This window comes from Parachryseolinea silvisoli, assembly GCF_021190955.1.
Taxonomy (GTDB): domain Bacteria; phylum Bacteroidota; class Bacteroidia; order Cytophagales; family Cyclobacteriaceae; genus Ohtaekwangia; species Ohtaekwangia silvisoli.
In genome coordinates this window covers 1092980-1119920 of sequence record NZ_JAIOAO010000003.1, presented here as the reverse complement: position 1 = coordinate 1119920, position 26941 = coordinate 1092980, and the positions used below count along the sequence as shown (strand labels likewise).

Below are 26941 nucleotides of genomic sequence, written 5' to 3'. Positions count from 1 at the left end.
CCTTTACAAGCAGCGGGGACCATAGCCCCGCTGCTTTTCTTTCGCCAGACATTCTTTACACTTACCTGAACGACCATGCCTCAAAGGCCCTCTATTTGTATTGGCATCGTGCTCATACTGTTTCAGCAGTGCAGTCCGAAGAAACAGTTTACCGAAATGAGTGCGTCTGAAACGGGCATCCAATTCCGCAACCAGATTACGGAGACGGAGCACAACAACATTATGACCTACGAGTATATGTATAACGGGGCTGGTGTCGCGACAGGTGACCTGAACAAGGACGGCCTGCCCGATCTATACCTCGTGGGCAACTCCATGCCTAACAAGTTATACGTAAACAAGGGCCAGTGGAAGTTCGAAGATATTACCGAGGCCTCCGGCACCGGCGGCCGCCCGGACTGGAAGACCGGCATCACCATGGCTGATGTAAACGGCGACGGTTGGTTGGATCTTTATCTTTGCTACTCGGGTAATACCACCGGCGAGCGCCTGGACAAACCCGTTATTCGCGACCATCCCGGACGCGCCAACCAACTTTTTATCAACAAGGGTTGTGAGCCCGGCGGTATCCCCACGTTTACCGAATCGGCCAAAGATTACGGCCTCGATGCGATTGGCACATTTTCTACACAATCCTATTTCTTTGACTACGATCGCGACGGCGACCTCGATATGTTTTTGCTCAACCATGCCAACATGTTTTACGCGCCCTTCTACAACGTAAAAAAGCTTCGCGCCCTGCGACACCCTTACTTTGGAAATAAATTATACCGGAACGACGGTCAGCGCTTCGTAGAAGTGAGTGAAGCCGCCGGCATCCACGGCAGCGGCCTCAATTTTGGGCTTAGCGCCGCCATCAGCGATCTCAATGGCGACCATTGGCCCGACCTGTACGTCACCAACGACTACGACGAGCAGGACTTTTGTTATCTCAACAACGGCGACGGCACCTTCCGTGAAGTGTCACATACACTGTTTGGTCACTTATCCAAGTACGGCATGGGCTCGGACATTGCCGATATCAACAACGACGGCAGACCCGATGTATACGTGGTGGATATGCTCCCCGAAGACAATCACCGCCAGAAGTTGTTGAAAGGTGCGGACGAATATGACAAGGTGATGCTGGCGGCCGATAGCGGTTATCATTTTCAATACATGCGCAACACGCTGCAGCTCAACCGTGGTCTGGCTCCCGACAGCCTGCCCCGTTTTAGTGAGATTGCGCAACTCTCCGGCATCTCAAATACCGATTGGAGCTGGGCTCCCCTCCTGGCCGACTTCGACAACGATGGGCTGCGCGACCTGTTTACGACCAATGGTTATCTACGCGACTACACCAACCAGGACTTTCTGAAATACAAAGTAAACGACGCCCTTCAGAAGACATCCAAAGACAAGCAGGCGATCAATGTCATGAACCTGATCCAGACCATGCCTGCCACGAAGTTAAAGAAGTATATTTTCCGAAACACCGACGGTATTCACTTTCAAAACATGACGGAAGCCTGGGGTCTGACACAGGAGACCATTTCCAACGGCACGGCCCATGCGGATTTTGACAACGACGGCGACCTTGACTTAGTGGTAAACAATCTAAATGACGAAGTGACACTGCTCCAAAATCACGCGGAGTCTATTCAACAACATCATTATATCAAGCTGCGGTTGGATGGACGCAAGCCCAACACACACGGCATAGGCGCGGCCATTACTATCACGCTATCGGACGGTCGGCGATTATTCCAGGAAGCGCATTTCAGCCGGGGGTATCAATCTTCGGTCGAGCCTGTCATGACCATTGGCATTGGCGACGCGACGTTCGCACAACAGATCGATGTGCGTTGGCCAGACGGTACGCAATCCAGCCAGGCGCTGGTCACTGCCGACCGACTGGTAGTGATCGATCAGGCAACGTCGGCGCCTGTGGATGCCGACGTGGCTATGCCTCGTCCAGCCTTGTTAAAAGACGTTGCCACCCCTGCGGGGCTTCGATTCAGACATCGTGAGAATGCACACATCGATTTTAAATACCAACGCCTGCTGCTGGCACAGCTGTCACGCCTCGGTGGAAAACTGGCTGTTGCCGATGTGAATGGCGATGGCAACGACGACGTGTTCTTCGGCGGCGCCTCCGGCCAACCGCGTAAGCTATACCTGGGAACGGACGTCGGCCACCTGACCGATGCGCCACCGCAACCCTGGGATAAAGGCCCGATGCCTTATGAAGACACGGGCATGACCTTTTTTGATGCCGATAGCGACGGCGATACCGATCTTTACCTTGTCAGCGGCGGCAATGAATTTTCCAGTGGTGACCCTTTTTATCAGGATCGTTTATACCTGAACGACGGCAAGGGTGTATTCCAGGCCACACCCACGGCGCTGCCCTCCGAACAAACCAGTGGCAGTTGCGTCATTGCCTCCGACTATGATCACGACGGCGACCTGGACCTGTTTGTGGGCGGCCGGTTGGCCGCACAACAGTATCCATTGTTTCCGAAAAGCTATCTGCTGCGAAACGATACGCGCAACGGCCAGGTAAAATTTACCGATGCAACCGAGACCGCCGCGCACGACTTGTCACGTGTGGGTATGGTGACCGATGCACGCTGGACCGATATCAACCGCGACGGCTGGGTCGATCTGATCGTGGTTGGCGAGTGGATGCCCGTAAGCATATTTATCAATCGACAAGGCACGCTGGCTCCTTCCACGCAGATTTCCAATCCTAAGCACAGCCAGGGCTGGTGGTGTGCAATCACTGATGCCGACGTGGACGGCGATGGCGATGTCGACTTTCTGCTGGGCAATGCCGGGCTGAATATGGCGCTGCAGGCATCTACGGAAGAGCCCATCGAGTGTTTTATGCAGGACATCAACGGCGACGGTGCCATCGACCCCATCGTGTGCAGTTACATTCAAGGCAAGCGCTACCCGCATCCTACACGTGACGAGCTATTAGATCAGGTCACACCACTGCGCAAGAAGTTTATACGCTATACCGACTATGCCGATGCCACGATTGAAGATATTGTGGGAGCAGACAGGCTGCCTGCATCGCGCGTGTTGCAAGCAGAAACACTGGCATCGTCGTGGCTGGAAAATACCGGTAACGGCGAACTGATATTGAAGCCTCTACCCGCGATGACCCAGCTCTCGTCGATCCAGGATTTCCACGTTGCCGATTTCGATGGCGACGGCGTTGCCGAAGTGCTGGCTGCGGGAAACTTTTATCCGTATCGTGCACAGTTTGGACGCTGCGACGCGTTTATGGGATGCTTGCTCAAGTTTGAACGCGGTGTGGCTTCGCTGTATGCACCAGACCGTCCGTTGTGGCTCACCGGCGACATCCGCGACCTGGCCATGATGCATTTCCAGAAGAGCGGCCAGCGGCTGGTTGTATCGCGAAATAACGACTACGCTTCACTGTACACACTTACACCACGCACGGACACACGCTAATAAAATAGTACACTGAATTTTAAGCTTTCCTTACGTTACTTACTTTTACCGCATGAACCGTATTCTCAGCCTTTTCCTCGTACTGCTTTTGGCGGCCTGCCAGAAGCCCGTGGCCACGCCCCCGGCGCCGGTAGCACCCGTTCCCACCGCTGCGCAGCTTGCCTGGCACGAGATGGAAACCAACGCCTTTATTCATTTTACCATCAATACCTTTACAGACAAGGAATGGGGATATGGCGACGAGCAGCCGGCCCGCTTTGCGCCGACATCGGCCAATACCGATCAATGGATCAGTACATTGAAAGAAGCCGGCTTTAAAGGCGTCATTCTTACATGTAAGCATCACGATGGTTTTTGTCTGTGGCCATCTGCCTATACCGAACACTCCATCAAAAACAGCCCATACAAAGACGGCAAGGGCGACCTCGTCAAAGAAGTATCTGACGCCTGCAAAGCACATGGCTTGAAGTTTGGTGTCTATGCTTCGCCCTGGGACCGCAACCATGCGGGTTATGGGAAGCCCGAATACATCACGTATTACCGCGATCAATTGAAAGAACTATTCTCTCAATACGGTCCGGTGTTTGAAATGTGGTTTGACGGCGCCAACGGCGGCGACGGCTTCTATGGCGGTGCCAACGAAAAACGCCAGATAGACCGGCAGAAATACTACGACTGGCCGGGCACACTCAACATGGTGCGTGCGATGGAGCCCAACATATTGTTCTTTAGCGATGCCGGTCCGGATATTCGCTGGGTCGGTAACGAGCGCGGCGAAGCCGGCGAGACCAACTGGAATTCCATCACGCCCGATACGTTGTACGCCGGAAAGGCGGACATCGAAAACTTACTGCAAGCCGGCAATGCGCAAGGCACACGGTGGATACCCGCCGAGGTGGATGTATCGATCCGGCCCGGATGGTTCTACCATACCAAAGAAGATTCACTGGTCAAAACGCCCGAGCGACTGTTCGAAATTTACCTCTCGTCTGTCGGTCGGGGCTCTACCCTGCTGTTGAATGTTCCGCCCGACGGTCGCGGTCTGATCCATGAAAACGATGTGAAGTCATTGCAAGGCTGGCGTCGCCTGATCGACAGTACCTTTGCGCATAATCTTGCCCTTGGCGCTACTGCTACCGCCAGCCAGTACCGCGGCGAATCGGAGGCCTATGACGCGACCAAGGCCATTGACGGCCAGAAAGACACGTACTGGGCGACCGATGACGGTGTCACGGCAGCAGATCTGGAAATTACCCTGGATAAGCCGCAACGCGTGCAGTATATCTTGTTACAAGAGTATATCGCGCTGGGACAACGGGTGGAACAATTTGAGGTCGAAGTGTGGCAAGACAATGCCTGGAAGAAAGTGGCATCGGCCACGACCATCGGCTACAAACGTATTGTAAAACTGGAGCCAGTGGAGACCTCGAAGGTGCGCGTGAAGATCATCGCGGCAAAAGCCTGTCCGTTGATCTCACAGATCGGTCTGTACTGATCCTATCAATTTTTTATTTTCACTGAACGAACATTTTTCATGACACGCTTTTTTTGTTGTTTGGTAGCGTTGGTGCTGGTGGTAACAACGTACGCCCAACGCAAGACAACTTCTTTTGAGATTAACGACGGCAAATTCTTGTATAACGGCAAGAGTGTACAAATTCACTCAGGAGAAATACACTATGCCCGCATTCCGAAAGAATATTGGCTGCACCGCCTGCGCATGGTAAAAGCGATGGGCCTCAACACCATTGCCACATACGTCTTCTGGAACTATCACAACACCGCACCCGGCGTATGGGACTTCCAATCTGAGAATCGAAACCTGACGGAGTTCATTAAGCTCGCACAACAGGAAGGACTCTTTGTAATTTTGCGTCCCGGACCGTATGCCTGTGCCGAATGGGAGTTTGGTGGCTACCCGTGGTGGTTGGTGAAAAACAAAGACCTCGTCATTCGTACTAATAACAAAGCTTTTCTCGACTCCTGCCGGCAGTATATCAACAAGCTTGCCGGCCAGGTGAAATCACTTCAGATCACGCAGGGTGGCCCGATCATCATGGTGCAGGTTGAAAATGAGTTTGGCTCATATGTGTCGCAACGCAAGGATATTGCCCTCGCAGAACATCGTGCGTATAACCAAACTATTTATCAATACCTGCAGCAGGCCGGATTTAACGTTCCCTTCTTTACTTCGGATGGCACCTGGTTATTTGAAGGCGGCAGCTTGCCGGGCGTATTGCCAACGGCCAATGGCGAGGGCAGTATTGAGAACTTAAAGAAGGCTGTTAACCAATATCATCAGAACCAGGGACCGTACATGGTAGCTGAATTTTATCCCGGTTGGCTCGACCATTGGGGAGAACCGTTCGTGCGTATCGGCACGGAGTCAATCGCGCAGCAAACGGAGAAGTATCTGCAAAACCAGGTGCACTTCAATCTTTACATGGTGCACGGCGGGACCAATTTTGGTTTTACATCCGGCGCGAACTACAACGACGAGCACGACATCCAACCCGACATTACCAGTTACGATTATGACGCCCCCATCAGCGAGGCAGGATGGGCTACGCCGAAGTATATGGCGTTACGGGACATGATGAAGAAGTACGTGTCCTACCCGGTACCCGAAATTCCAGCGCGTATGCCCGTGCTCAAAGCACAGGACATCGCGTTATCAAAAGCCGTGAGCTTCTTTGAATGGAAGAACAGCATTAAACCAGTCACCAGCCATGCACCGTTGTCGTTTGAGGATTTGAATCAAGGTAGTGGCTACGTGCTTTATAGTAAGAAGTTTAATCAGCCCATTCAGGGCACCTTGCGTGTGGAAGGTCTTCGCGACTATGCACTGGTATATGTCAACGGACGCAAGGTGGGCGAACTGAACCGTCAGGCCAATGTCTATACACTCAACGTCGACATTCCATTCAACGGCCGGCTGGACCTGCTTGTAGAAAATATGGGTCGCGTGAACTACGGCGCCAGGATCACAGAAAGCGCTAAAGGCATCGTGGCGCCCGTACGCATCAACGACTACGAGATTACCGGCGACTGGAAAATGTACTCACTCCCCTTCCTGCACGCACCGGTAACCGACAACGTGCCTGCGAAGCCTACGGCGGGGCTGCCTGCCATCTACCGCGGCACGTTGGAGACGAACCAGCCGGGTGACGTTTTCCTCGACATGCAGGGCTGGGGCAAAGGCATTGTCTTTGTCAATGGACACCATGCCGGTCGCTATTGGAAAGTCGGACCGCAGCAAACGCTATACATCCCGGGATGCTGGCTCCAAAAAGGCAAAAACGAATTTGTTATTTTTGAGCAACAGCACGACACAGAGCATACGGTGCTCAAGACCGTCGAGGCACCGATCCTGGAATCAATCCCCGCGGAGTAACATCATCCACCCTGTCTTAACGTGAACATGAGAATACAATTGTTTCTAATAGCCTGCGTCGTTTTGCTGGCGCAGTGCACTCCACGCGAAAAGGTAGCCCTACCGGGTCCCGTCGCGATTATACCCGAGCCGGCCCAACTACAGACCGGCAATGGCTATTTTGAGATCAATGCACAAACTGTTATTCAACTGGCGACCGACACCGGCAACGTTGCGGGTGTAGCACGTTACCTGAGCGAGCTGCTGCATGGCCCTTCGTCGTTTGAAATTCCCATAAAGAAGGTCGACACCTTTACCACCGGTCACGCCATCCACTTGCGCCTGATTCAAGGTCAGCCGGCCGAAAGCTATAGTGTCACGGTAAGCCCGGATGTTATCAACCTGGAAGCGTCGGACGCCGCAGGGCTCTTTTACGCCGTACAAAGCTTACGGCAGCTGCTGCCCGCTGCCGTTGAAACCAAAAACCACCAGACCAGCCGGTGGACAGTGCCGGCCGTTACGCTGCAGGATGCACCGCGCTACGCGTGGCGCGGCATGCACCTGGATGTGTCGCGTCACTTCTTCTCCCCCGACTTTATCCGGACGTTCATCGACCGCATGGCGCTGTATAAGTTCAATACCCTGCATTGGCACCTGACCGATGATCAGGGCTGGCGCCTCGAGATTAAGCGCTATCCGCGGCTCACGCAAGCAGGTGCATGGCGTACATTGAACAACCAGGACTCTGTCTGCCTGGAGAAGGCGGAAACCGATCCCTCCTATGCGTTGCCCGAGAAGTTCTTCCGCACGTCGGAAGGCCAGCGACAGTACGGTGGATTTTATACCCAGGAGGAAGTCCGCGACATCATTGCCTACGCACAACAGCGCATGATTACGATCGTACCCGAGATTGATATGCCGGGCCACATGCTGGCTGCGATCCAGGCGGTACCTACCCTGACGTGCACAGACGAAAGCAGCTGGGGCAAACTCTTTACAACGCCCTTGTGCCCGTGCGAAGAGACTACCTATAAATTTATCGAAGAGGTGTTGAGCGAAGTAGCAGGCCTTTTCCCGGGGCCTTATCTGCACATTGGCGCCGACGAAGTGGACGAAGCCACGTGGATCACCTCGGGCACCTGCGCCGGTATGATGAAACGCGAAGGCATGAAGAGTGCCCGCGACCTGCACGGTTATTTTGTCAACCGCGCCCGCCAGATTGTGGAGAAGCTTGGTAAAAAAGCGATTGGATGGGACGAAGTGTTGGACAGCAACGCCGATACGGCATTGACCGTGATGTACTGGCGTGGCTGGGTAAAGGATGCGCCGGCGAAGGCAGTTACCAAAGGCCATGAACTCATCATGAGTCCCACCTCGCACTGTTACTTCGATTACCAGCCCGACCAAACTTCGTTGAAGCACACCTACTTCTTCAACCCCGTACCGGAAGGCCTGACACCTGAATCTGAGAAAAGGCTCAAAGGTATTCAGGCCAACATCTGGACGGAATATATCCCGACGGAGGACCGCCTCGATTTCATGACTATGCCACGCATGGTAGCCCTGGCGGAAGTAGCCTGGAGCCGGCAAAAGGATTGGGACAGCTTCCAGGAGCGCATGGGCATACACTACGGACGTCTGGATGCCCTTGGCGTGCACTACCGCCTGCCCGACATCCCGGACCTGCCGCAGCACGTTGTCTTTACCGACACGGCACACATTGCGTTGACCATCCCGAACGGCATCACTGCCTTGCGTTATACTACCGACGGAACGCTGCCCGATAGTACCGCTGCTCTATACAACAATGCCTTTACACTCGACACCACAGCCACCCTGAAGATGGTTAGCTATGGCGCACACGGACGTGCGGGCAACGCGTATACCATCCGGTATGAAAAGCAAACTTACCTGACAGGCGTTTCGCCCGCGAATACAAAGCCCGGCTTAGCGTGTGCGTATTACCCCAGCCATCGCTCCTATCGCTCGGTGGAGAAGTTTGTGCCGACCGATCTGAAGACAACGGTGCGAGTACCTTCTGTCCTCATACCCGACATCGCGACGGCGACAGATGGATTTGGATTGGCCTTTACAGGATATATCAACGTAGCCGAAAAAGGCATCTATACCTTCTATCTTTCCTCTGATGATGGCAGTGTATTGAAAATAGGCGATCGCCTGGTGGTGAACAATGACGGCGAACATGGCGACCGGGAGATCGGTGGCCAGGTTGCGCTTGATAAAGGCTGGCATCCCATTACCCTACGGTACTTCGACGGCGGTGGCGGTAAGAGCCTGACGTTATTATACGAAGGCCCAGGCATCACAAAACAAGCCATACCGGCAACGGCATTAGCATCCGAAAAGCCGTAACGTCGGTCTTCATGAGCAAAGCGTGAGAGCGAAGGGAAAAAATACCCGTATCCGCTCTCGCGCTTACACTCGCGCTATTTCCGCCGGGCATAGTTTTTTCCTACTGCTCATACCATGGCGCCAGTCTTCAGACGTATCCTTGCGCCCGGCAGTTCATCCATTTAAAATCTTACTCTTCTCAGCATCAAACTCAGCCTGTGTAAGTACACCTGCGTCCAACAAATCTTTCAAATCCAGTAATGCCTGCTTTTTATTTACCGCGGGGGCGCCGTTGTTAACAGCCGGCGTGGCCGCAGCCTGCGTCTGTTTAGGGCCTGGGCCGTATTGGAGCAATAACGCTGTAATCTCGTTAAACCCTTTAATATTCGAGTAATCAATTGCCTTCTGCTCCTTCACATTTACCACCGTGGAATCCGCACCTTGTTCGAGCAGGTATTTAACGGCATCCTTCTTACCGTTCGCGGCGGCGTAGTGCAACGCTGTATTACCAGACTCGTCTTGTATGTTGAGCGTGGCACCGCGTTCCAGCAACAGCTTAATCATGCTCATGTGGCCGCTTTTCACCGCCAGGTGCAGCAGGCTTTCGCCGCCGTATTCGTACGTCGTGTTGAGCGTGAAGCTGCTTTGTATTGATAGGTTGTTGGCGGTCTCAACCCAATCAAGATAGGTATTCATCGACGTGGTCGCGCCGGTCATGGGACGGCTGTGATTTACATCAAGGCCGTGGTCCAGGAAGAGTGCTACAATTTCTTTTTGATTATTCGCGCATGCATACCAGATCGGTGATACACCATTCTTAGACGACACAAACAGACTGGCTCCTTTCGAGACCAACAAGTTCACCAGCATGCGGTTCGTTTCGTAGCACGCCAGCAGCAGCGCGTTTTCGCCTGCGTGGTTGATGTGATCGATATTGGCGCCGTTGGTCAGCAACAGCTCCACCATCGGCATGTGCTTCGACCGGACGGCAAACAATAATGGCGAGTCGCCTTGTTTATTCGTGGTGTTGACGTTCGCGCCATGCTGGAGCAGCAACGTGACGATCTCTGTGTTACGCCAGGAGGCAGCGATGAGCAGGGGTGTCTCAGCCTGATTGTTCTCAGCGTCGACGGCCACTCCCCTTTCCAGTAATTGCCTGACTACTTCGGTTTGACCTGTCTGCGCTGTCAGGTGTAGCAGGCTGTTGCCATTCAGGTCATTGATGTCGGTGCGCGCGCCTTGTTCCAGTAAGTATACCGCCGTTTGTTTCTGTTTTTGCAGGCTGGCAAAGAACAACGGTGTCTCGCCCTGGTGATCTTCGTAGTCGAGGTCTGCGCCGGAGGCAATCAGCAGCTTGACGATATCCAGATATCCGCGGTGAGCAGCGTAGTGTAACGCTGTACGCCCCTTTTCGTCAGTATATTTTACATCTACCTCTTTGTTGGCCAGTAAAAGCTCGGCAATCTTGCGTTTGCCTTCTTCACAGGCAATGATAAAGGATTGAGACATGTATGAATGGGGTTTTTATTATTTCTTTTCAGCTGCTAAAAGTATTTCTACTGTCTTGGCTTTTAGATTGTCGTTCGTTGCCAGGTCAATAGGTTTTTTGTCTTGCGTGTTGGTAATCGTCGGATCGGCACCGGCGTCGAGCAGCATCTTGGCTTTTTTGTAGATCTCACGCGCCTTGTTCTGCTCATAATTTGGATTGATGGCACATACCTTGTGTAGCAGTGTATTGCCTTCATTATCCTGGTGATTGACGTCCGTCCTGGTTTTTAGAAGAGCCATCTGCATTACTTCGGTGGACTTTTCAATGATCCAGTCCCACCCTGACTTGGGCGTGCTATAGTACGGTGTAGCATGATCGAGGTCTGCGCCGTCAGCCAGCAGTTGCTCCAGCAACGCCGTGTCGTTTGCGCCGCCCTGCATCATGCGCAGGAATTCCGAAAGGGGGGTCTGGCCGTTCTTGTTCAGCAAGGAAAAGTCCGCAGGCGTGTTGGCCGACAGTTTTTCGTATACCACGCGATCGAACTTATGTGCCAGCGCATAAAAGTAAGCGGAATTGCCGTCTTTATCCTGGTCATTTGGCTGCGCTCCATGCTGCAGCAGGATGTCCACCAGGTGCCTTTTATCGCGCTCCACCGCAATGTGTAACGCTGTCTGCTTCACGACATTGGTTTCGTTTACATCCACGCCTTCCTGGATAAGCATTTCAATATAGGCCAGCTGTTTTGGCTCGGGCATGAGGTTTATACGTACAACCTGGCTGATCAGGTTGTCTTCGGCGTTGTTCTTAAAGTCCGTGCGACAACCGGCGTCGATCAGGGCCTTGATGACGGCCGGTTCCGCCTGCGACTCGAATGCATAGGCCAGGAGTGTTTTGCCGTCCACTTCGTCGTTGATGTTTTGCGCGCTGGCAACAAATTCGCGCAGGAACGTGAGTGATTCTTCGTCCTGTGGCAGGCGCTTGATCAGCGGGTGGAAGATACTGTGGTCGAACCTCTCCAGCTCATATACATCGGTAGCAATCTGGCCATCCGCTGCCAGGGCTTTCAATATCGCAAAGCCTTTCTTCGCGATTAGGGTTTCGTATAGTTGCGTGAGATTGTACGATTGCAGTCCGTCGGGAATGCGCTCGCCGTTACGGATGAGCTCCTCGGCGGTAGAAAAATTCGCGCTGTTGATAGCGTCCAGCAGGGGCGTTTTTGTGAGCATGAGATGGGGTTTTTGTATGGCCTGGCAATATTGGAGCTAACCACGACAAAATCAAGCCCATTTACGGCCGGTGGGGCAATATGTCGATAATTAACCCTTGGTGTATGCGTTGTCGTATACGGGGCGATCACCCGTAATCATCCAAAAACAACAAGAGCCCGGGCATACGCACCGGGCTCTCACACATGGGAGAAAATAGATTAATGATACGATACATTCCAGCCGTAGTCTACGCGCAGGATTATCAGCTTATCAATTACTGCTGCCGGCAATTGGTCATCGGCGTAGTAAGCATATTGAAATACGCCATCGCGGATGTTTTTATTGACGGCGTTAGTGAAAATGTTATTCACGAAGGCAGTATAGTCTTCGCCCCAATAGGTTAAAAAGACTTCGCGGATGTTGTGTTCGGCCGGCAAAATGGTCGGGCCGCCACCGAGGGCCAGCCAAAGCGATTCCAGCCTCGGCATGGTGGAAAGGTCTATGCTGTTCACGCTGGAATTGGCAGCGGAAAAGCGTTTCAGGTTCACCAACGCGGCGACGTTCAACGATGTCAGCGAGTAGGCCGTGTTAAACGACACGATCTTATCCAGATCGCCGCGAACGGTAATCTCCCGTTCATTACCGGTTTCGTATGGATGTCGCTGTACAAAGGTGCCCGGGCCCGGGGTAAACTTTTCAATAAAGCCATCCCCCCAGTCTACATACAGGGTCGCGGATTCTTCGAAATCGAAGACGATGTGGTATCCACCCCCAGTTGCCCAGGTCGACCCACCAAACGTGATGGACGGACTATTGTCGGGGGCTGAACGCTGTAGCACCACGGTGAGAGGCACGTTTGCATAGTCATCAATGGCCGCAGCAGAAATATCACGTGCCGCGGAAATATACCCGGGCTTGTTGATGTGCAGCCGGAACCCCGACTCCATGTCGCTGCGTGTAAAGTTTAACGTGTTGATGCCTGCCGACAGGTCATAATGCTCAAACGAGCTCTCCCAATCCCGGATCAACACTGCTTCCGCATGGGTTAATTCCAATCCACCACTTTCGTTTTCGACAAAGACGGAGATCCGGAAATCGATCGTATCCTGTGGTACATCGACCACAGTAATTGCAAACGAAGCATAACCAAAGTCTTCCGGTGCGTGTGTGCCGGTCGGCACCACTTCGATCGGCACGTTGGTCGTAGTGTTGTGCGCTACCGGGAAGTCAAATGGCAGCGGGCGCGAAACATACTCCGCCATCGGCGAACCGGCCTTCGGCGTGAGGAACAACACCGCCGAGGAATCTTGTACAATCCAAAAGTCGGTCAGGGTATAATCACCTGGTTCAAGGCTTAACGGGGCTGTAACATAGCCATTGCCCAGGGTCAGGATGCTCACCCGTTCACGCGTCAGCACCGGCGTGCCATCGGGTTTGGTCAGCGTAATCAGGACAGACGAGCCGTCAGGTATCGTGGCCGCTATGCGCCCCGGGGCATCTCCGCCTCGCGCCAGCCCGAGGGAAAAGCTGACAGCCCGAGGCCCCTTGACGTGGTCCGGCTCGTCATTACACGATTGATTGAGACATAGCAATGCCAGGAGCATTGCCAAAAGCAAGCATTGTTTTTTCATAGACAGTGATATTTAAGGGTAAAAAAAAGATTAAAGCATAGCCATTCAGGATTAGTTAAAACGTCCCGTTAAAAAAACTCATTAAAATGATAGTATTGATCTCGCCCCGGTGTATATCGCCCTTAACGTTGTGCTGGTAGAAAACAAAAGACTTTATACAACTCACACTAACCCGTCAACATAATACTAAACGAAAGTTAAGGTATAATTGTATTCGATCGCGCGAATCTCCTCAACAAAATTTTTATACTACGATCAAAAAAGACGGGTGTGGGGTTTTATCCACACAACTACCCATATAAAAAAGGAAGCCTGCACATGACAGGCTTCCGGAATTTACAATTCCAACCCTACCCTGTCACCCGTGGACGATCATGCTCACACCCAAAATCAAATGTCTTCCGGAACCACAAAGCATGCCATATTTTTTTACATTGTGCAAAAAAGTGGAAATATCATGATCAAGGAATCCGGCACGGACAACTACTTTAAAACTATACTACAACATATTGAACGCCGGACCAGTCTTAACGAAGAAGAACAGCGCTTTGTTCAATCCGCATTTAGTATTCGGAGTCTGCTTCCTCGTCAATACCTGTTGACTCAGGGCGAGATATGCCGATACGAAAGTTATGTATGCCAGGGCTTCTTGCGTTCCTTTCATGTCGATGGCCGCGGTGATGAGCATACTTTACATTTCGCCCGGGAAGACTGGTGGATATCAGATCTGAATAGTTTCATACGCCAGGTACCCGCCAGCCGCAACATTATCGCGCTTGAAAAAACGGTGGTCCTGCAAATCGACATAGAAAAGCGGGAGGAACTGTTGCTCCGCGTTCCAAAAATGGAGCGCTTCTGGCGTATCCTCAACGAGCATGCGAGCATGGCGCAAGACGAGCGGATATTGAACAATATTAGCCTGTCGGGAGTAGAACGATACCAGGCTTTAGTAAAAAAGTACCCTGACATTGAACAACGCTTGCCGCAAAAACACATCGCTTCGTTCTTAGGAATGACGCCTGTCTTTCTCAGTCAAATACGAAAAGAGCTTTTAAAAAAGTAAAGGGAGGCAAGCAGGCCTCCCACTATTTTTATTCACTACTTTTCCATTCCGCCGCATGGTTCGCAACAGCGATGGCCTCGATCTCGATAAGCGCATCCGGGGAGAACAAAGAAGATACTTCGAGAATTGTATCGGCAGGATATGGGGCTGTAAAGTATTTTTCTCTAAGCGTCACAATCTTTCCAAAGTTTGCCATGTCCCGTAATAGTATCGTTACTTTAACGACATTCTTCAAACTGGATCCACCGGCTATCAGCACCTTCTGCAAATTTTCAAAAGTTTTGTGTGCTTGTATATCAAAATCGCCGATGCCAATCAATTGGCCATCCTCATCGAGGGCCGTTTGCCCCGAAATAAACAGGAGATGGCCCACACGGTAGCCCTGGGCCAGGCGAAACGGGGCATAAGTATCGGGTGTTACTTTTATCTGTGAAATGTCTATTTTTCCAGCATGTTCTACTTCCATGGTTGTATGAATTTAATAGAACAAAGGTAGCGCGCCCCCTCCCGTTAATAGTTCAATTATTTTAAGAAAGACTATTAAACTATTTTAATCCTTTGCCCCATGGCTTAGTATACGCGCCAGATAACATACTATTTCCGAATCAAACAAACCAATAATTCTCTTCGCTTTACAAACCCGAGCGAATCGTATAGCGTGATAGCACGCTCATTCGTTTTTGTTACATGCAGGAAAGGAATTTCGCCGCCATCGGTAATACGTTTCATTTGGCTGAGCATGAGCTGCGCCGCATAGCCACGTCCGACATAGTCAGGATGCGTACAGACGGCACTTATTTCAGCGTAGGGAGTCGCGTGCATGCGTTGTCCTGCCATCGCTACTAAACGATCGCCATCAAATATACCTTGATAGTGACCAAAATCAATCGTCCGTTCGATGAATGGACCTGGCTTCGTAAGATCTGTTAGCGCCAGCATTTGCGGAATATGCTCATCCGAAAGATTTATCACCGGTACGGTAATGGCTGAGCGAAATACGGGCTGCTCACAAACCATTTGAAATACAGGAATGCGAAGTACAACCGTCCATGGCTGGGGTATATCAATATTCTCAACGCAGACCACCGCAAATACACCGTCGCCGCGAGGAGTCAGCTTATGAAGTTCCAATAAATTAGCACCTGAGTTTTCGGCCAACCCTGCAAAGAGTGAAATATCTAAACGATAAAACTTCACTTTGTCGGTTCCCAGAGAGATGTCTTTATTTCCAGTTTGGAGTGCGCTCCAAACTGGATTGTCTAGTAAGTGTGTCATGCTTGTATTGCTTACGGCAGGATAAATCAGTAATTATTAATTTAACCTGAACGTTAAGCCGTCGACTGGCGAGCAACCAGTACCGAGGGAATAATGATCTTCTCGCTGCGAACGTCCGCCTTTTCTTCGAGGCCGCGAAAGAGCAGCGTAGCGGCGGCCTTGCCCATCTCGAACGCCGGCTGAGTAATGGTCGTCAGCGACGGATTGAGCAGGCCTGCGATTTGCAGATGTGAGAATCCCACTACGCGTACTTGCGTCGGTATGGATAGATTCAATTCGTGGCATACGGTGTACGTTTGGGTAGCGACTTTTTCAACAGATCCCACGATACCGTCGGGGCGGTGCTCACCCTGCAGCAGCTTCCGGATCAGCGGCAGGTTGTCAGCCTCGGTATGTGTGCAGTATACCACAGGGTTCTTCTGCTCGTCCAACCCGTTGTCGCGCAACGCCTGCTGGTAGCCTTCCTGCCGAAGGCGGATAATGGCCAGATCGCCGGCCAGTGATAAAAATGCCAGGCGCTTACTGCCGCGGTCTATCAGGTGCTGCGTGGCTTTGCGCGCCGACTCAAAATCGTCGGTAACCACCTGGGCAGAATGTATCCCTTCACACACCCGGTCGAAGAATACCAGGGGCATATCGCGGCCACCGAGCTCGACCAGGTGATCATACGTGGCCTCGTTGGCGACTACAGACATCAGCACACCGTCCACCCTGCCATTGCGAAACTCGTGAACAATGGATTGCTCACGCCCCACATCTTCATGCGTGAGGTATACCATGACGTGATAACCCCGGGATTGCGCTACTTCTTCGATGCCATCTATCGCGCTGGAGAAAAAACTATCGGCCACCTCGGGAAGCACCACTGCTATATTGCCGCTGCGGCGCCGCTTCAGGCTGCTCGCATACAGGTTGGGCACGTAGTTGAGCCGCGCCGCATATTCAAAAACACGCATCTTGGTTTCCGGGCTGATCTCATAGCTGTCGCGCAGCGCCTTTGACACCGTAGACACGGCCAGGTTGAGATCGGCGGCTATTTTCTTAATGGTTACACCCATATTCAATCACAATATGGCGTTTTTCGGCTTTACCACGAAAACGGTTTCGTAAATAAGCCCGGTCAAATGGTTGATCCCGGCGGTATTATTTGCCAAGTTGAGTATGGTTACGCAATTCCATTAAACTTTGCAACACATGAAACCTCAAGCCGAAATCAATCCCCTCGCAAATCTGGATGAATGGGAAGATGACCTGCTCCGCCGGTATCCGGATCCCGAAGCTATTGCCAACGAAAAATCCGTCGAGGAGTATCGCAACTACGATAACCCGCAACGCGACACGGTAAAGGAATTCTACCGGCTCAACCATACGTACCAGACCTACGACTTCGTCAAGCAAAAGCAAAAGGACTACCTCGCGTTCAACAGAAAGGAAATGCCCATCTGGGACGCCTTTACCTTTCTCAACCAGTTGGTCGATGATTCCGATCCCGATACCGACCTGGACCAGCTCCAGCACCTGCTACAAACCTCAGAAGCCATCCGTCGCGATGGGCATCCCGATTGGTTTGTGCTCGTGGGCCTGGTGCACGACATGGGCAAAGTGCTTTGCCTCTTTGGCGAGCCCCAGTGGGCTGTCGTAGGCGATACCTTCCCGGTTGGCTGCGCGCATTCTGACAAGATCGTGTTTCCCGAGTTCTTCTCGGCCAACCCCGATCACACCAACCCACAATACAACACCAAACACGGCATCTATACGCCCGGCTGCGGCTTACGCAACGTGGACATGTCGTGGGGCCACGATGAATATGTCTACCAGATGATGAAAGACTACATTCCCGAACCCGGCCTCTATATGCTGCGTTACCATTCCTTCTATGCACAGCATCGCGAACACGCCTATGAACATCTGCTCGACGACCACGACCGCGAAATGTTCAAATGGGTGGACCTCTTTAACCCTTACGACCTGTATTCCAAGAACCCCAACCCGCCCGACTGGAAGGAGCTCAAACCATATTATGAAGACCTTGTTGCCAAATATCTGCCGGCAACGCTGAAATTTTGAGCCAACGTTTTAAAGCTCAGAGCTTAAAACAGAAAACGTAGGGATGGTAAATTTCAGCTCCAGGCGCTGACGACCTCTTGCTGGAATTTGCCATCTTTATTTTTTTTATTCACATTAAGCTTTAAACTTTGAGCCTGATGTTTCCTTACCCAACCCTATGAACCGGCTACACCCAGCGGACTATATTGTCTTTCTAATTTATTTCGTCTGCGTGTCGGCCTATGGCTACTACGTATACAAGCGTAAAACCCGTAACGCCACTGGCGATTCCAAAGATTTCTTCCTGGCAGAAGGGTCGCTCACCTGGTGGGCCATCGGCGCATCGCTCATCGCTTCCAACATTTCCGCAGAGCATTTTATCGGCATGTCAGGCTCCGGATTTGCCCTCGGCCTCGCCATCTCTACCTATGAATGGATGGCTGCCGCCACGCTGATTATTGTGGCTGTGTTCTTCATTCCGATCTATCTCAAGAATAAGATCTATACCATGCCGCAGTTTCTGGCGCGGCGGTATAACGACACGGTCAGCACCATTATGGCGGTGTTCTGGATACTCGTGTATGTATTTGTGAATCTCACGTCCATTCTCTACCTGGGTGCCATTGCTATTACATCTATCTCCACGATCGGTTTTAACTGGTGCATCGCCGGTCTTATCATCTTCTCAATTGTCGTTACACTCGGCGGCATGAAGGTCATCGGCTATACCGATGTCGTACAGGTCGCCGTGCTGCTCATCGGCGGGCTCGTTACCACCTACCTCGCACTAACGCTGCTGGCGGAAAAATCAGGCTATGCCGCCAACGTATTCACCGGACTCACCCTGCTGCGCGAAAAGGCGGCGACACACTTTCATATGATCTTCACAGAAGATCACCCCTATCACAAAGACCTTCCGGGCTTGTCCGTGCTCATCGGCGGCATGTGGATCAACAACCTCGCCTATTGGGGATGCAATCAATATATCATTCAACGCGCACTCGGCGCCGACCTCAAAACAGCGCGCAGCGGTATTCTCTTTGCCGCCTTCATCAAGCTCCTCATTCCTGTCATCGCCGTATTACCCGGCATCGCCATGTATGTGCTGCATCAGCAAGGACTCTTCCAGCAGGAAATGACCAACGAGCTCGGCGTCCTCAAACCCGACCACGCCTACCCAACGCTTATGAACCTGTTGCCACCAGGCCTCAAAGGTGTCGCGTTTGCCGCGCTTACGGCCGCGATAGTAGCTTCTCTCGCCGGCAAAGCCAACAGCATCGCCACCATCTTCTCGCTGGATATCTATAAAAAGTTTTTCAATAAGAACGCCAGTGAAAAAACGGTGGTCAGTACCGGCAGGTGGGCTGTCATCCTGTCGCTCGTCATTGCCGGCATAGTCGCCCCGTCACTACGCTCGCTCGACCAGGCGTATCAATTTATACAGGAATATGTAGGCTTCATCTCCCCCGGCGTGCTCGCCATCTTCCTGATGGGCTTGTTCTGGAAAAGAACCACAGCTGCCGCTGCGTTGGCCGGCACGTTACTCACCATACCCGTGTCTACGATATTAAAATTCCTGCCACAGTGGACCCACGGTGCGTTCCCCGATTACCCCTTCCTCGATCGCATGACGATCACCTTCTGCTTCATCGTAGCGGTGATGATCATCATCAGCCTTCTTACACCAAAGCACGAAAACAAAAGCATACCGGTAGAGATCGATCACCGCATGTTCAAAGTTTCACCCGCATTTATCGTAGGAGCTGTTGTTATTGTCGGGATTTTAACAGGGCTTTATTCTACATTCTGGTAACAGTGCCTCAATAACGCTGATCTTTCGTCAGGCTGAAGAGTCGACAGCTCCCTCGATATTCTTGATGTCAAGGGTATAATTGTCAAAGAGACATATTTTCGATCCGGCTAGGCCACCCGTATTTTATAATCATCGCGCAAAGTTGCAGAACTTTTTCCATCGATCTTTCAAAAGGCGACACTCGGAATACCACATTAAAATATTATATTAGCTATGAAGCCCAAGGTACTGCAGTGAACAGTGCATTAGGCTTTTCGTGTTTTTTGACCTTTTCAAATAATACAACCTGTAAGCTAGGCTAAGGAATGGTATTCAGTAATTTCCCTGTCAGAAAAAAAATTCGTTGGGTCATTATGCTCACCAGCGCCGTGGTGCTCCTGTTTACATTTTTATCCTATCTTGTTTATGAAGTCGTTACTTTCCGCCAAACCTACGTGCGGCAATTGTATACCCTGAGCAGGATCATCTCAGCCAATTGTACCGCCGCGCTTGCCTTCGACAATCCGGACGATGCCGGCGAGGTGCTCAGGGCGTTGAAGGCAGAAAAGCACATTGTGGCTGCGGCGCTTTACGACAAGCAGGGCAACCTGTTCTCAAAATATCCCCAGGACTATCCGCTGCAAACTATCCCCAGGGACCAGGTCCAATTCGAGGAAAACCACCGGTTCGAAAAATCACATTTGATCATATTCGAGCCTGTCGTTCAGAACGACAAAATCCTGGGAGTGCTCTATCTGAAATCGGATATGGACGCCATGTATGACAGGATCCGTCTGTATGCCTCGATTGCCGCAGCGGTGATCGCCGTATCGTTTGTGGTGGCCTATTTTTTATCCAACATGCTCCAGCGAAGCATCTCCGAGCCCGTGCATGCCCTGACACGCACGGCGAAGACAGTTTCGGAGAAAAAAGACTATTCGGTAAGGGCTACCAAAACAGGTAATGACGAGATCGGGTATCTGACCGACGCCTTCAATCAAATGCTGTCTGAGATCCAGATGCAAAACGCCCAGATCCAACGATTCAATCAAAAGCTCGAGCTAACCATCGAGCAGAGAACACACGACCTGGAGATCGCCAACAAAGAGCTGGAGGCATTCTCTTACTCGGTCTCACACGATCTGCGCGCGCCACTTAGATCCATAAACGGTTTCTCCGGTATCCTGATGGAAGACTACGGCCATCTCCTCGGCGAAGAAGGCATCCAGACGCTGAAATCTATTATGCGAAATGGCACCCGGATGGGTCAATTAATCGACGATCTGCTCGCTTTCTCCAGGCTGGGCAAACAACACGTGGCCAAGCTCAACCTCAATATGACGACCCTGACAAAGACCGTATATGACGACCTCAAAGAACAATATGGAAATAAAGGCGAGGTCGTGATCAACCCCCTGCCCGAGATCAAAGGAGACCGCAGCATGCTACGGCAGGTTATGCAAAACCTTATCTCCAACGCGCTGAAGTACTCCATGAAAAAAGACAACCCCCTTGTCGAAATAGGAGCCTACAGAGAAAATGGAGAGAACATCTATTATGTAAAAGACAACGGCGCCGGCTTCAATATGCAATACTATGACAAGCTCTTCGGGGTCTTTCAGCGACTACACAGCGCCACCGATTTCGAGGGTACAGGCGTGGGGTTGGCCCTCGTGCACCGCATCATCCTCAAACACGACGGAAGGATCTGGGCAGAGGGAAAGGAAAACGAAGGCGCAACCTTCTACTTCTCTCTGCCGGTAACTTAAAAACATACCCAATAACATATGCATGACTCAATTCATGATGTAGACATTCTCCTGGTCGAAGACAATCCCGACGACGCCGCGCTGGTGATTCGCGCATTAAAAAAATGCAACCTCGGCAATAAGCTTATCCATTTGTCCGACGGCGAGCAAGCCCTGAATTTCCTGTTCGGCAAAGGTGAGTTCTCGGAACGCGAGGTTGAAGAAGATAAACCGCGCGTAATCCTGCTCGATCTGAAAATGCCAAAAGTGGACGGACTGGAGGTGTTGAAGGCCGTCCGCGAAGACCCCCGGACCAGGGTCATACCCGTGGTTATCATGACCTCTTCCGCGGAGGAAAAAGATATCGTGAATACTTACAACTCCGGGGTAAACGCCTATGTCGTCAAGCCAGTGGGCTTCGATAATTTTTCAAAAGCCGTGGCCGAGTTGGGTATGTTTTGGCTATTGGTCAACCAGTCCTCGAGATAAGACATGAAACGACAACCCGATATGTGCAGCATCAGATGGGTCAGGACCGCCACGCCGCTCCTGATGTGCATTTTCTGCTTCAATGCCCATACCGTTAGGAGCCAGGACCTGGAAGTGAAAAAGCTCAAGGCATTGAGCATGGAAGAGTTGATGGAAATAGAGGTGATCTCTGTTTCCAAACGCAAAGAAAAGATTCTCGAGGCCGCCTCTGCCGTTCAGGTGATCACCTATGAGGATATTCGCAATTCCGGCGTAACGAGTTTGCCCGAAGCGCTGACGTTAGCCACAAACCTGCAGGTAGCCCAGGTCAATGCCAGCCAATGGGCCATCAGCGCGCGCGGTTTTAATAATGTGCTCGCCAACAAGCTACTGGTACTGATCGACGGCCGGGTAGTGTATACACCGATGTATGCCGGCGTGTTCTGGGATGTGCAGAACCTCGTGCTCGAGGATATCGAACGGATTGAAGTAATCAGCGGGCCCGGAGGTACGATGTGGGGTGCCAATGCCGTCAATGGTGTAATCAACATCATCACCAAAAACACCCGCGAAACCCAGGGCCTCTATGCGGAAGCAGCCGCAGGAACAGAGCTTCGCGGCCTGGGCAGCCTGCGTTATGGCGGAAAGGTTTCAAATAAATTATCCTATCGGGTATATGGCACAACATTCAGACGCGACAACACCATCTTCCGCGATAGCATAGAAGCGACCGACGACTGGCAGATAGCGCAAACCGGGCTGCGGCTGGATTGGGAACCTACTGACAATGACGCGGTAACCTTTCAGTCCAATTTCTATGACGATCGCCCCGATCCGGACGGCGATCATCCCGTGGTGGCCCGTGGATCCAATGCCCTCGCGCGGTGGAATCACTCTGTTTCAGAACGCTCGGATTTTCAACTGCAACTGTTCTACGATAAAACATGGCGCGACTTCCGGAATGGCTTTGCCGAGAAACTCCATACGTACGATATCGAAGGTGTATCACGGCTTGCCCTTGGGAAAAGACACATCCTGATGTACGGACTTGGCTTCCGGATGATGGACCACAATGTGAGAAATCTGGAGCTATTCGCTTTTAAACCGGCACAAAAGTCATTGTATCTTTATAACGCTTTTATTCAGGACGAGATCTCCCTGGCCAAAGAGAAGCTCCGTCTTACCCTGGGAATGAAAGTCGAGCGAAATACCTATACCGGCTTTCAGTATCAGCCCAATGTACGGCTTACCTGGATGGCGTCACCCAGCCAAACCGTCTGGTCCGCCGTGTCCAGGGCCGTGAGAAACCCCGCGCGCATAGACGCCGAGTTTTTTCTCTACTTCGCTCCCGAGCTTCCCTTCATTGCCGGCAGCGATTTTCAATCCGAGAAGCTGATCGCCTATGAGCTGGGGTGGAAAGGACAAACCCACCACAACCTTACCTTGTCTGTGTCGGCTTTTTACAACCGGTATGACAACATTCGCAGTGTCGAACCCGGGCCGCCGCCGTTCGGCATACCTGTTACGTTCGGCAACGGTGTGAAAGGCGATACGCATGGTGTCGAGTTATCGCTGACGTATCCTGTTACGTCGTCGTGGAAACTTCGGCTCGGCTATACGTATCTGAACAAAGATCTCAAGCTCAAACCCGGCAGCGCCGATATGAACAATGGTACGGCCGAAAGCAATGATCCCAACCATCAGGCCTTGCTTCAATCCACTGTTCAATTGTTTAAAGGACTGCGGTTAGGCACCGTGCTGCGCTATGTCGGCAGGTTACCCGAGCCCTATATATCTGAGCATGCCGACCTCAACGTGAGCATCGCCTTGAAAGTGACCCGCAGGATCGAGCTGACCGTAACCGGGCAGAACCTCCTGCAAGATCATCATACGGAGTTCATCCCGAACTCCCCCGAGCCGAAAGACATAGAGCGGGGGGTATATGGAAAATTGATATGCAGATTCTGAAAAAACCTTTTATCAGCCGGTCTACAAAAACCGGCTCCGCAGCAATACCGTGCATGGCCATTGTGATCCTCATGGCCCTGCCCGGTATGCGTGCCCCTTTTCAGGAGACGTCAGAAAGCAAGGCCAACCAGGTAAAAGCAGTCTTTCTCTATAACTTCACACAATTCGTGGTATGGCCGCAGCGTATATTCAACAGCAAAACCTCACCCTTCGTGATCGGCGTGCTCGGAGAAAATACGTTTGGCCCCTACCTGAATGAGGTCATCGAAAGCGAAGGCGTTGACGGGCATCCCATTGTTGTCCGGCACTACAAGAGCATCACACACGACGTAGACGAATGCCAGATCCTGTTTATCGACAAATCCTTCCCAGCCGTCAAGCAGGCCATCGAAAGCCTCAAAGGCAAACCCGTGCTGACCGTGAGTGATAGCGAAAACTTCATGCGTCACGCCGGCATGCTGCGATTCTACATCGAAGGCGGCAAACTCAGAATCGAGATCAACCAGGAAGCCTCCCAGAAATCCGGTCTCGAGGTCAGCTCCAAGTTGCTGCGGATAGCCACGCTGTACAGAGAGTAGTATTGAGGTCCCTTTCGATTATTTCGCAAAGACATATACTCTTCCTGAGCAATTTCCTTCAAACAGATCTATGGCTTACCCTCGTCACTTCGCAGCCAGCCTGTCTTTATACTTCGCGTGGAGTGCTTTTGCCACCGCAGCGGAATTGCCCACCGGCACGGCCGGATATTTTTCGGAAGTAGAATTGACCCATTGCCACTCCCAATCTTTTATCTGTTTTTCAAATGCCTTTGTATCTACCGGTTTGCCTTCACGCATGCGCTGTGCGACATACGTAAAGAACTGCTCCCACCGGGGCATATAAAAGGCCCTCAATAACCCAGACCATTGCCGGTTGGAATATTCATGAAGCTCGCTTTCTTTATCACCCCAGAGCGTTACCAGGTCCCTGGCGTTAAATTCATACAAGTCCTGCTCTTCGGGCGTTGTTCCCCACCTGCGGGCATCGGCGATCCACTTGCCCAACAGGAATTCCTGGCGTGTGCCCAGCAGCGTATCGAGATCGTCGATAAGTGCGATGAACTCCAGGCTATGCTGTTTAAATGCTGCTGTATCTTTCTTCTCATAGTCTGCCGCGATCTGTTGCTGCAGTGGCAAAGCATAATTGGCCAATACCTGCCGGGTGATATCGACCAGGTCATACTGGTAACCCTGGCTGCTGCTGAACTGTGGCGCCTGGTCGACGAAGATTTCCCAGGCCCGAACGAGCTCGCGCGGATCGTAATCCAGCTTGGTCAGTACCCGGTGCCCTTGTTTCGACAATGTGGGGCGGGCCACGACGATCGACTCCGGCGTGCCTTCGCCAAGCCCACCGTTATACACCGTCCGCTCCAGGATCTGCCACGCTTCGTTGACTGACGCATTTTCGGCGCCATACCTTTTTTTTGCATAGCCTTTCAACCACTCCGCTACGTCTACCGGTCCATCCTGCCACACATTTTCCAGCATGAGCTCGAATAACGCCGGGTTTTGCTCGATGCCTTCGGGCGTAAGACCTATGCCCCACAATTTGCCCGACTGCGGGTCTTTCAAAGCGGCTGACGGCTCGGCGGCCACGTGCGACATTCTTCCGAACATGCCGACGTTACCACCGAAGTTCTGCAGCATATTCCAGATCCAAGGAGTGCCATAGTAGGCGCCGGTCTTCGTCCACACGGGGTGGCTTTCGCTATAGAGGTCCAGCACGATCATGCGGTCTTCAGGCACACCTGCCAGGATAGCCCTGATTTGCGCTGGCTTCCAGAAGTCCGCATTGTAATGAAACATCCAGCCTTGCATGAGCCAGGAAGCGTCAGGATCGATTTTAGACATGGAGGAATATATCTTACCGCTGATCTGCCGGAGAAAAACGGTATCGCCGCTGGGCGGTTCATTCTCGTTGAACGTATCGGCAGAATAAAAATGATCAGTGCCGTATTCTTTCGTTTGTGTTTCCAGGAACAGCGCGCCGATCTTTTCAAAGGAGGGATCTTCTGCATCCAGAATATACACATCGTCAAATCCCTGCTCCCAGTTCGTCTTCTTCAGTTTCGCTTCCGGATATTTATCCTTGAATGACGGAGGCACGTGCCCGGTAAAAGCAGGCAACACCGGTGTCATACCCAGGGAACGTTCTTTTTCAAGGATCTGCTTTTGGAGCGCTTTGTGTGTGTCCATCCAATGCTGCGGCAACGGGCCACCCCAATGGTCGATGTTGCCCATCCAGAACCATGAAAAATAAGAAGGCCCTGTAAAAAAGGTTGCCAGCTCTTTGTCGCTGAATCCCAGTGAATGATAAACGTCCTGCCATATCGCTTCTTCACCGGTCAGCGCCAAAGGCATGTTGATACCGTTCAGTGCCATCCAGTCTATTTCTTGCTGCCAGCGCGCCCAATCCCACCAGGCCATGGTATAGTTGAACGTGCAATAATTGAGATAATAGCGATGCTTGTAAGGCGAAACCTTTCGAACCTTGCTTTGCACCACCGGAAGCGGATCAGGCAGCGTGACTGCTGTATTGTTCCATGAAATATCGCGGAAACAGAATTTTTTCAGGTAGTGCCCCAGGGCAGAAGCGACGGATACACCATTATTGCCGCGCAGTACGATCTTATCACCTTTGCTTTCCAACTCGAAAACGTCTTTGCCATTTTCCTGGGCGATATATTCGATCTCGAATGCCTCCGCCTTATCTTTCACGATGCGCGCAACGAGGGCCGTGGCAGCATCGGCAGGTTTTGACTCCACAGGGTTGGATTGATTCGTACATCCGGGCAAAGCCATTGAAGCGAGGAGAAGCGCGGCGTGAATTTTTTTCATTGAGTTGAAATTTGGTCAGTATGTTTGTCGTGATGGCGGGCAAGTAAAAACGAGCATACCCAAACGCATGCTCCGTTACGCTGCCCATCAATCTCCTAATACAGGCAGAACGGCTCCTACCCTGACAACGGTCAAAAAACTTCGTGCGATAGACATAAAAAATAAGAGCTGGTGCATACACCAGCTC

Annotated in this window: 18 protein-coding genes; 11 read left to right on the top strand and 7 right to left on the bottom strand. The window is 51.8% G+C overall.

From position 1 onward, the window contains the following. Window positions 1-156: 156 nt before the first annotated feature. From K7P01_RS21660 to K7P01_RS21645, 4 genes are read left to right on the top strand one after another with little or no spacing between them, the layout of a single operon-like run. The gene (locus tag K7P01_RS21660) at window positions 157-3465 is read left to right on the top strand and encodes a VCBS repeat-containing protein (RefSeq protein ID WP_267296675.1); all 3309 of its coding nucleotides are present in this window, start codon (window positions 157-159) and stop codon (window positions 3463-3465) included. Between the two features lie 52 nt (window positions 3466-3517). Continuing rightward, window positions 3518-4960 carry an alpha-L-fucosidase gene (locus K7P01_RS21655; protein ID WP_267296674.1) on the top strand — a complete coding sequence of 481 codons (1443 nt, stop codon included), beginning with the start codon at window positions 3518-3520 and terminating at the stop codon, window positions 4958-4960. Between the two features lie 39 nt (window positions 4961-4999). Then, window positions 5000-6859: a glycoside hydrolase family 35 protein gene (locus tag K7P01_RS21650; RefSeq protein ID WP_267296673.1), complete on the top strand. Its 1860-nt coding sequence runs from the start codon at window positions 5000-5002 to the stop codon at window positions 6857-6859. Between the two features lie 27 nt (window positions 6860-6886). Further along, the gene (locus K7P01_RS21645) at window positions 6887-9211 is read left to right on the top strand and encodes a family 20 glycosylhydrolase (protein WP_267296672.1); all 2325 of its coding nucleotides are present in this window, start codon (window positions 6887-6889) and stop codon (window positions 9209-9211) included. A 153-nt stretch (window positions 9212-9364) separates the two neighbouring features. Here K7P01_RS21645 and K7P01_RS21640 read toward each other — a convergent pair whose 3' ends face one another. The 3 genes from K7P01_RS21640 to K7P01_RS21630 all read right to left on the bottom strand — a co-directional run bounded on the left by K7P01_RS21640 (window position 9365) and on the right by K7P01_RS21630 (window position 13518). Then, window positions 9365-10699, bottom strand: coding sequence for an ankyrin repeat domain-containing protein (locus tag K7P01_RS21640; protein ID WP_267296671.1), 1335 nt, complete (start codon window positions 10697-10699; stop codon window positions 9365-9367). Between the two features lie 18 nt (window positions 10700-10717). After that, window positions 10718-11905, bottom strand: a complete 1188-nt coding sequence (locus K7P01_RS21635) for an ankyrin repeat domain-containing protein (RefSeq protein ID WP_267296670.1) — start codon at window positions 11903-11905, stop codon at window positions 10718-10720. A gap of 200 nt (window positions 11906-12105) precedes the next feature. Beyond that, window positions 12106-13518, bottom strand: coding sequence for a hypothetical protein (locus tag K7P01_RS21630; RefSeq protein ID WP_267296669.1), 1413 nt, complete (start codon window positions 13516-13518; stop codon window positions 12106-12108). A 457-nt stretch (window positions 13519-13975) separates the two neighbouring features. Here K7P01_RS21630 and K7P01_RS21625 point away from each other — a divergent pair, with 457 nt between their 5' ends. Next, entirely contained in the window at window positions 13976-14581 is a 606-nt protein-coding gene (locus tag K7P01_RS21625; RefSeq protein WP_267296668.1) for a Crp/Fnr family transcriptional regulator, read from the top strand. A gap of 28 nt (window positions 14582-14609) precedes the next feature. On the opposite strand, the gene K7P01_RS21620 is transcribed toward K7P01_RS21625, so the two are convergent. From K7P01_RS21620 to K7P01_RS21610, 3 genes are all read right to left on the bottom strand, one after another. Next, the gene (locus K7P01_RS21620; RefSeq protein WP_267296667.1) at window positions 14610-15047 is read right to left on the bottom strand and encodes a RidA family protein; all 438 of its coding nucleotides are present in this window, start codon (window positions 15045-15047) and stop codon (window positions 14610-14612) included. 128 nt (window positions 15048-15175) lie between these two features. Next, window positions 15176-15856, bottom strand: coding sequence for a GNAT family N-acetyltransferase (locus tag K7P01_RS21615; RefSeq protein WP_267296666.1), 681 nt, complete (start codon window positions 15854-15856; stop codon window positions 15176-15178). A gap of 53 nt (window positions 15857-15909) precedes the next feature. Continuing rightward, window positions 15910-16914: a LacI family DNA-binding transcriptional regulator gene (locus K7P01_RS21610; protein ID WP_267296665.1), complete on the bottom strand. Its 1005-nt coding sequence runs from the start codon at window positions 16912-16914 to the stop codon at window positions 15910-15912. 136 nt (window positions 16915-17050) lie between these two features. On the opposite strand from K7P01_RS21610, the gene K7P01_RS21605 reads away from it, so the two are divergent. The 6 genes from K7P01_RS21605 to K7P01_RS21580 all read left to right on the top strand — a co-directional run bounded on the left by K7P01_RS21605 (window position 17051) and on the right by K7P01_RS21580 (window position 24456). Then, window positions 17051-17923, top strand: a complete 873-nt coding sequence (locus K7P01_RS21605; protein WP_267296664.1) for an inositol oxygenase — start codon at window positions 17051-17053, stop codon at window positions 17921-17923. Window positions 17924-18080: 157 nt separating this feature from the next. Next, window positions 18081-19715, top strand: a complete 1635-nt coding sequence (locus K7P01_RS21600) for a sodium/sugar symporter (RefSeq protein ID WP_267296663.1) — start codon at window positions 18081-18083, stop codon at window positions 19713-19715. A gap of 353 nt (window positions 19716-20068) precedes the next feature. Then, window positions 20069-21463 (top strand): ATP-binding protein, encoded by a 1395-nt coding sequence (locus K7P01_RS21595; RefSeq protein ID WP_267296662.1) that lies wholly within the window; start codon window positions 20069-20071, stop codon window positions 21461-21463. A gap of 18 nt (window positions 21464-21481) precedes the next feature. Next, on the top strand, window positions 21482-21931 hold the full coding sequence (locus K7P01_RS21590) for a response regulator (protein ID WP_267296661.1): 450 nt from the start codon (window positions 21482-21484) through the stop codon (window positions 21929-21931). A 21-nt stretch (window positions 21932-21952) separates the two neighbouring features. Continuing rightward, window positions 21953-23878 carry a TonB-dependent receptor plug domain-containing protein gene (locus K7P01_RS21585; protein ID WP_267296660.1) on the top strand — a complete coding sequence of 642 codons (1926 nt, stop codon included), beginning with the start codon at window positions 21953-21955 and terminating at the stop codon, window positions 23876-23878. Continuing rightward, the gene (locus tag K7P01_RS21580; protein WP_267296659.1) at window positions 23866-24456 is read left to right on the top strand and encodes a YfiR family protein; all 591 of its coding nucleotides are present in this window, start codon (window positions 23866-23868) and stop codon (window positions 24454-24456) included. Before K7P01_RS21585 ends, K7P01_RS21580 begins: the two co-directional genes overlap by 13 nt. A gap of 84 nt (window positions 24457-24540) precedes the next feature. Here K7P01_RS21580 and K7P01_RS21575 read toward each other — a convergent pair whose 3' ends face one another. After that, window positions 24541-26754, bottom strand: a complete 2214-nt coding sequence (locus K7P01_RS21575) for an alpha-N-acetylglucosaminidase (protein WP_267296658.1) — start codon at window positions 26752-26754, stop codon at window positions 24541-24543. Window positions 26755-26941 lie beyond the last annotated feature (187 nt).

Excerpts from the sequence above, each read along its gene's own strand:
- K7P01_RS21660 (WP_267296675.1), top strand. The coding sequence starts at position 157 with ATGAGTGCGTCTGAAACGGGCATCCAATTCCGCAACCAGATTACGGAG.
- K7P01_RS21655 (WP_267296674.1), top strand. The coding sequence starts at position 3,518 with ATGAACCGTATTCTCAGCCTTTTCCTCGTACTGCTTTTGGCGGCCTGC.
- K7P01_RS21650 (WP_267296673.1), top strand. The coding sequence starts at position 5,000 with ATGACACGCTTTTTTTGTTGTTTGGTAGCGTTGGTGCTGGTGGTAACA.
- K7P01_RS21645 (WP_267296672.1), top strand. The coding sequence starts at position 6,887 with ATGAGAATACAATTGTTTCTAATAGCCTGCGTCGTTTTGCTGGCGCAG.
- K7P01_RS21640 (WP_267296671.1), bottom strand. The coding sequence starts at position 10,699 with ATGTCTCAATCCTTTATCATTGCCTGTGAAGAAGGCAAACGCAAGATT.
- K7P01_RS21635 (WP_267296670.1), bottom strand. The coding sequence starts at position 11,905 with ATGCTCACAAAAACGCCCCTGCTGGACGCTATCAACAGCGCGAATTTT.
- K7P01_RS21630 (WP_267296669.1), bottom strand. The coding sequence starts at position 13,518 with ATGAAAAAACAATGCTTGCTTTTGGCAATGCTCCTGGCATTGCTATGT.
- K7P01_RS21625 (WP_267296668.1), top strand. The coding sequence starts at position 13,976 with ATGATCAAGGAATCCGGCACGGACAACTACTTTAAAACTATACTACAA.
- K7P01_RS21620 (WP_267296667.1), bottom strand. The coding sequence starts at position 15,047 with ATGGAAGTAGAACATGCTGGAAAAATAGACATTTCACAGATAAAAGTA.
- K7P01_RS21615 (WP_267296666.1), bottom strand. The coding sequence starts at position 15,856 with ATGACACACTTACTAGACAATCCAGTTTGGAGCGCACTCCAAACTGGA.
- K7P01_RS21610 (WP_267296665.1), bottom strand. The coding sequence starts at position 16,914 with ATGGGTGTAACCATTAAGAAAATAGCCGCCGATCTCAACCTGGCCGTG.
- K7P01_RS21605 (WP_267296664.1), top strand. The coding sequence starts at position 17,051 with ATGAAACCTCAAGCCGAAATCAATCCCCTCGCAAATCTGGATGAATGG.
- K7P01_RS21600 (WP_267296663.1), top strand. The coding sequence starts at position 18,081 with ATGAACCGGCTACACCCAGCGGACTATATTGTCTTTCTAATTTATTTC.
- K7P01_RS21595 (WP_267296662.1), top strand. The coding sequence starts at position 20,069 with ATGCTCACCAGCGCCGTGGTGCTCCTGTTTACATTTTTATCCTATCTT.
- K7P01_RS21590 (WP_267296661.1), top strand. The coding sequence starts at position 21,482 with ATGCATGACTCAATTCATGATGTAGACATTCTCCTGGTCGAAGACAAT.
- K7P01_RS21585 (WP_267296660.1), top strand. The coding sequence starts at position 21,953 with ATGTGCAGCATCAGATGGGTCAGGACCGCCACGCCGCTCCTGATGTGC.
- K7P01_RS21580 (WP_267296659.1), top strand. The coding sequence starts at position 23,866 with ATGCAGATTCTGAAAAAACCTTTTATCAGCCGGTCTACAAAAACCGGC.
- K7P01_RS21575 (WP_267296658.1), bottom strand. The coding sequence starts at position 26,754 with ATGAAAAAAATTCACGCCGCGCTTCTCCTCGCTTCAATGGCTTTGCCC.